This is a genomic window from Arthrobacter sp. 05L45_2 (assembly GCF_056397525.1).
Genome location: NZ_JBFTNO010000336.1, coordinates 1 through 1,597, shown reverse-complemented (window position 1 = coordinate 1,597; position 1,597 = coordinate 1). Strand labels below are relative to the sequence as shown.

The 1,597-nt window shown below is 63.6% G+C and carries 2 protein-coding genes; both read right to left on the bottom strand.

Features of this window, described 5'->3' with window-relative positions; translation table 11 throughout:
• Window positions 1-43 precede the first annotated feature (43 nt).
• The gene (locus AC1DHD_RS16185; protein WP_476880681.1) at window positions 44-445 is read right to left on the bottom strand and encodes a cytochrome c oxidase subunit 4; all 402 of its coding nucleotides are present in this window, start codon (window positions 443-445) and stop codon (window positions 44-46) included.
• Window positions 442-1,597, bottom strand: a 1,156-nt coding sequence (locus AC1DHD_RS16180; RefSeq protein WP_476880680.1) for a cytochrome c oxidase subunit I, incomplete at its 5' end; no start/stop codon positions are given. The genes AC1DHD_RS16180 and AC1DHD_RS16185, both read right to left, overlap by 4 nt.

Genomic DNA, 1,597 nt, shown 5'->3' with positions numbered 1-1,597 from the left:
CCTCAAAGGTGGGGCCCGCCGTCGTTGGTCTCAGTTTTGAATGTTAGTGCGCGTGGTCACCGCGGCTGTACTCGTAGACCCAGCCCACGAGCGCCACGACGGCCAGGCCGCCGGCGATGAACGTGATCCAGAAGCCCACGGCAAGGCCGAGGAAGCCACCGGCGCAGGCGAGGCCCAGCACCAGGGGCCACCAGCTCCAGGGGCTGAAGTGGCCCTGCTCGCCAGCGCCCTCGTGGATCTCAGCGTCGCTGCGATCCTCCGGGCGCATACCGACCCGGCGTCCGGTGAAGCCCAGGTAGGCGCCGATCATGCYGGCGAGGCCTGCGACCAGCAGGACCCCGAGGATGCCCACCCATTCGGACCAGTGCGTCATAAAACCGTAGACGATGGCTACAGGGACGAAGAAGAAGACTCCGAGCCCAAAAATCCGTGATTCGATCTTCACTTCGCGGTGTCCTTCTGGTCGGCGTTACCCAGCGCGGCCGCTGCCGGGGCAGGCGAGTCGATGGTGTAGTTCTGGGAGAGCTCGGGGTGGTGCAGGTCCAGGGCAGGACGTTCCGAGCGGATCCGCGGCAGCGACGTGAAGTTGTGGCGCGGCGGCGGGCAGGACGTGGCCCACTCGAGCGAGGCACCGAAGCCCCAGGGGTCATCAACCATGACCTTCTCGTTGCTGCGCCAGGTGATGTAAACGTTCCAGAAGAACGGGATCAGCGAGGCACCCAGCAGGAAGGACGAGTAGGTGGAGAACTGGTTCATCCAGGTGAAGTTATCCTGCGGCATGTAGTCCGCGTAGCGGCGGGGCATGCCCTCGACGCCGAGCCAGTGCTGGATGAGGAAGGTGCCGTGGAAGCCCAAGAAGAGCATCCAGAAGTGGATCTTGCCAAGGCGCTCGTTGAGCATCTTGCCGGTCCACTTCGGCCACCAGAAGTAGAAGCCTGCGAACATCGCGAAGACGACGGTACCGAAGACCACGTAGTGGAAGTGCGCCACCACGAAGTAGGAGTCGGAAACGTGGAAGTCCAGCGGCGGGGAGGCCAGGATGATACCGGTCAGGCCGCCGAAGAGGAACGTGGCCAGGAAGCCGATGCTCCACAGCATGGGGGTTTCAAAGGTGATGGAACCCCGCCACATGGTGCCGATCCAGTTGAAGAACTTCACGCCGGTGGGTACCGCGATCAGCATCGTCATAAAGGAGAAGAACGGCAGCAGGACCGAGCCGGTCACGTACATGTGGTGGGCCCACACGGTGACGGACAGGGCGGCGATGGAGATGGTGGCGTAAACCAGGCCCTTGTAGCCGAAGATCGGCTTGCGGCTGAAGACCGGGAAGATCTCGGACACGATGCCGAAGAACGGCAGGGCGATGATGTAGACCTCGGGGTGGCCGAAGAACCAGAACAGGTGCTGCCAGAGGACGGCGCCGCCGTTTTCGGGATCGAAGATGTGGGCACCGAAGCGGCGGTCCGCACCGAGGGCGAAGAGAGCGGCAGCAAGCGGCGGGAACGCCATCAGAACGAGGATGGCGGTGACCAGGACGTTCCAGGTGAAGATCGGCATACGCCACATGGTCATGCCCGGGGCGCGCATGCAGATGATC